5 protein-coding genes are annotated in these 4090 nt (G+C 66.3%); 3 read left to right on the top strand and 2 right to left on the bottom strand.

The features are described from left to right. Positions 1–516: 3'-5' exonuclease (locus ACXJKR_RS26220; RefSeq protein ID WP_457325306.1), on the top strand; the 516-nt coding region annotated here is incomplete at its 5' end. Between the two features lie 89 nt (positions 517–605). Then, on the top strand, positions 606–1124 hold the full coding sequence (locus ACXJKR_RS26215; RefSeq protein WP_056191021.1) for a GNAT family N-acetyltransferase: 519 nt from the start codon (positions 606–608) through the stop codon (positions 1122–1124). A gap of 223 nt (positions 1125–1347) precedes the next feature. Here ACXJKR_RS26215 and ACXJKR_RS26210 read toward each other — a convergent pair whose 3' ends face one another. Both ACXJKR_RS26210 and ACXJKR_RS26205 read right to left on the bottom strand, forming a co-directional pair. Continuing rightward, a complete protein-coding gene (locus ACXJKR_RS26210; RefSeq protein ID WP_457325305.1) occupies positions 1348–2400 on the bottom strand; it encodes a hypothetical protein in 1053 nt (350 codons plus the stop codon). Positions 2401–2554: 154 nt separating this feature from the next. Beyond that, a complete protein-coding gene (locus ACXJKR_RS26205; protein WP_457325304.1) occupies positions 2555–3601 on the bottom strand; it encodes a PEP-CTERM sorting domain-containing protein in 1047 nt (348 codons plus the stop codon). 194 nt (positions 3602–3795) lie between these two features. Here ACXJKR_RS26205 and ACXJKR_RS26200 point away from each other — a divergent pair. Further along, the coding region (locus tag ACXJKR_RS26200) for a helix-turn-helix transcriptional regulator (RefSeq protein ID WP_457325302.1) at positions 3796–4090 on the top strand (295 nt) is incomplete at its 3' end.

The raw sequence follows: 4090 nt of genomic DNA, 5'->3' as shown, positions 1-4090 counted from the left end.
GCCTGGGTGCCGCCCTTTATTCAGTCCCTGACCGGCATCAGCAACGAGATGCTGGCCAACGCACCAGACTCGGCCACGGTCATGCGCGAGCTGGCCCGTTTCACCCAGGGCTGCCCGCTCGTCGCGCATAACGCTTCTTTCGACCGTGGCTTCTGGCAGGCCGAGATGGAGCGTGCCGGCGTGGCGCGCGACCCGGCCCATGAGTTCGCCTGCACCGTGCTGTTGTCGCGCCGGCTCTGGCCCGAGGCCAAGAGCCACGGCCTGGGTGCGATCACGCAGCTCCACGGCATCCGCTTCGACGGCCGTGCCCACCGGGCGATGGCCGATGCTCGCGTGACGGCGGAGTTGTTACTGAAGGTTCAGAACGAGGTCGCGCGACGCTTTGCGTTGGACCTGGGCGACGCCGCCGTGGATCACGCACTGATGCTGGAGTTGCAGCGCACGCCGTTGCGCTGGCTCAGGCGCGGCCTGGTCGACCATGTGAAGGCCTGTCGCGCCAATTCGTTGGCTGCTTGAGCGGATAAAAAATTCTGTCAAGACCCTGCAGCTCATCATCGGGCTAGGACAATCGCGCCCTTTCGTCCCGTGCTATTGCCAAGAGTTCCATGTCCGTGATCCAGGTTCGCCCCGCCACCCTGCGCGATGCCAAGGCCATCGCCGAGATCCATGTCGCTGCCAGCCAGGACGCCTACAAGGCCCTCCTGCCCGCCGCCGCGCTGGATGCGATGTCGGTGCAAAAGCGCCAAGCCTTCTGGCGTGAGGCCATCGACCTCTGCGAGCCGCAGGTCATCGTTGCCCATCTGGACAACAAGATCATGGGTTTCGCCGGCTTCGATCGCTCCCGCGACAAGGGCACGCCCGCCACGACCGGCGAGGTCTGGGCCATGTTTGCCGACCCGGTGCACTGGGACAAGGGCGTCGGCCTGGCCCTGTGGGATGCCACGCGCGATGGCCTGCAAGAAGAAGGCTGCACCAAGGCCACGCTGTGGTGCTATCTGCGCAACGAGCGCGCCCTGCGCTTCTTTGAGCTGGCCGGTTTCAAGCGTGAACTCGGCAGCGCCCGCACCTCCGAAGTCGGCGGTGCGCGTGTCGAAGAGATCCGACTGCATCGCTCCCTCGTCTGAGGCCATCGCACCGTGAGCAAAGCGCCCTGCGGGGCGCTTTGTCTTTTCCTGGGTGCTGTCGTCAAGGTATCTGGGTGTTCCGGGCCGAGCGCCGGGCCGCTCCCWAGCCGGCCCGCGCTGGCGAAGTGCTTGCGGCTCAACGCCGCAAGCGTCGCCGTCCCCTCGGGGGACCGGTCAGGCGCGCCCGCGTKCAGCRGGGCGAGACTGGACGAGGGGTCCTATTTCAAGCCGCGTAACCGCCAGTGGCCAGGGCCCAGCCGTCGGTGGCGTCGTCGTGGCGCTGGATGTGCACGGGGCTGAGTTTCTTGGCGGCCGCACGTTCGACGAGGTTTTCTGCCTGTTCGGCGGTCAGCTGCAGGGCGAAACGAGCCCAGCGCTTTTGCACCAGGGGCAGGGTCCAGGCGTCTTCCAGCGCCCAGCGGATCTGATGCGGCTCCTGCAGCTCGGCAGCCGCCAGCACGCGAGGGGCCAGGGCGAGCAGGAAGCGGTTGAAGTCGGTGCGCAGCGTGTCGGTGGGCAGCAGTGCCTCGAGGCGGCTCAGGCGGGCGCTCCAGCCGGGCGTGGCGAGCTGGCGTGTGACCAGGGCCTGCAGGGCCTGGATGGGGTTGAACAGCCGCAGCCGGTTGGGCGGCAGCACGTGGAGCGGGATCAGCGCCGCTTGCTCGTGGCTCAGCGGTGTGACAAAGCTGGCCAGCACGGCCAGGCGCCGCCACTCGGCCTCGGCCAGGCCGCCAATGCGCGTGATGGGCCCGGCGGCGCAGCTGGCGGCCATGTCGGCCAGCGCAGCGTAGCCACGGTGGCCCTTGGCCCGGTTGGCGCGGCGGCTCATGACGGCCAGGTTGCCGGCCGCGTAACCGGCATCGTCGCGGACGCGGTCGATGCTGGTGCTCTCGCCGTCCAGCAACTCCCGGCTGATGGGGCAGTGCTGGGTTTCCAGCTGGGCGAGATGGTGCGGCGTGAGCTGGATGTCCTCGAAGCTGCGGYCGCGTGCCCAGGCGTGGGTACGCAGGGCCAGCCAGCGCTCGACCTGCGGGCTGGCCGGCGTGCGCACCGGGCGGCCACGTGAGGCCAGCCAGCCGCGCTGCAGTGGCGACTGCGGGTAGAGATGGGCGATGGGCGGCGTGATGCCATGCAGGGCGTAGTCGCGGCCCAGGGCCAGGCCGGTGCGCTCGTGGGCGCTGACCAGAACAGAGGTGTCGTCCATGTCCAGGTCGAACTGGACCAGCGGGCTGCTCTGGAGGCGGGGGGTGATCTGGGCGTTGATGACGGCTTGCATGACTGACTCCTGATTGAGAGGCACGCCTGAGAGTCGCGGGCCTTGGATATCAGTTTGTGAGCCAGGTAGCTCAATAGGTGATCTACCCTGTGAAAAAAATCAGATGCGCATAAAAAAGGCACCGTAAGGTGCCCTTCGGAAGGCCGACGGAAATTCAGCTGCGGCGCCGGCGCAGCCTGGCGCCCACCACGGCGACCCCCGCAAGGGTCAGGGCCATTGAGCCCGGTTCGGGCACGCTGGTCACGCTGAGGAGCACGGACATGCAGCCCTGCTGCTGATGGCAGCCGGACGCAAGAATGGTTCCGTTGTCGTTGATCCGCTGGGCCTCGCCGATCAGCCAGTCGGACGAGCCGACCAGGTTGTTCAGGTCGTACATGGTGCCGCCCGTGTAGAGGAAGCCATGACCGAAGCCGTCGATGCCGTTGTTGGAAATGCCAACGACGTCGCCCGCGGCGTTGATGTCTTTGCCCTGGCTGTAGGAGCCGCCCAGGGTGCCCAGATCGATCATCTGCCCGCCGCTGTACCGGAAGGCGCGAGTGAAGCTGTCCGCGGTGTAGGAATATCCGGTGGCCTGACCCCCATCGTTGATGGCCGCCGGAATACTGAGGGCCGACCCCAAGGTGCCGAGGTCCGTCATTGCGCCCTGGCTGAAGATGGCCGCATGGCCGCCGGCAGTGCCGAGGATCTGGCTGTGGTTGTTGATGGCCGTGACGTCGGTGAAGCTGGCGCCCAGGGTGGCCAGATTGATCATCTGCCCGCCGCTGTAGAGGAAGGTCGCGGAGTTCTTGTTGCCGGCGGTGACCGACATTCCTACGACCTCACCCGCGTTGTTGACGCCGTAGGCTTGGCTGAAGCTTCCGCCCAGCGTGCCCAGGTCGGTCATCTGCCCGTTGCTGTAGAGGAAGGCACGGATGTCGGGATAGCTGCTGGAATAGGACCCGCCCACCACCTGGCCGACGTCGTTGATGGCTTGGGCGTCGGTGGGGCTGTACCCGTTGCCCAGCGGATTGGTCCCGCCCAGGCCGCCGATGTTTACCGTGTTGCCGCTGCCGTACAGGAAGCTATACGTCGCGCCATTGGCATTGGGCAGATAGGCCAGCCCAGTCACCTGGCCGGCGTTGTTGAGGTCCTTGGCATAGCTGGTGGGATATAGCGATTGCACGGCCAGCGGTGTGACCGAATAGGTCGGCGCTGCAGCCATGCACTCGGCGCCAAGGGCTGCCCAGAAAAGTCCCGCGCAGATTTGACGCAAGAATGATGTCGACGGATTCATGTCACTCTCCCTGCCTGCTCCCGGATGTTTGGCATCCGTGAAGCAGGCTATTGATTTGTTGGCCGATTCAAGCCCGCCGAGTGTGCAGAGATGCCAGCGGTCGGGGCACTGAGAAAACCCGAATGGACCGCACCGAACGCTTTTACAAGATCGAGCAGCTGATCCGCTCCCGCGGCTGCGTGTCATTCGCCGAGCTGATCGAGGCGCTGGAGGTGTCGCCGGCCACGCTCAAGCGCGACCTGGCCTACCTGCGGGAGCGGCTGGACGCGCCCATCGAGTACGACGCTGCCGAGAACGGCTACCGTTTCGGCCAGCAGTGGCGTGGCGGCAAGCATGAGCTGCCGGGGGTCTGGTTCAACGAGGCCGAACTGCACGCCCTCCTGACCATGCAGCAGATGCCTGACCATGCAGCAGATG

This window comes from Roseateles sp. P5_E11 (genome assembly GCF_054049355.1).
This window is presented reverse-complemented; position numbering and strand designations above follow the sequence as displayed.

Bases quoted from the DNA above. Each gene is read 5' to 3' on its own strand.
- ACXJKR_RS26215 (WP_056191021.1), top strand. From the start codon at position 606: ATGTCCGTGATCCAGGTTCGCCCCGCCACCCTGCGCGATGCCAAGGCC.
- ACXJKR_RS26205 (WP_457325304.1), bottom strand. From the start codon at position 3,601: ATGGCTGCAGCGCCGACCTATTCGGTCACACCGCTGGCCGTGCAATCG.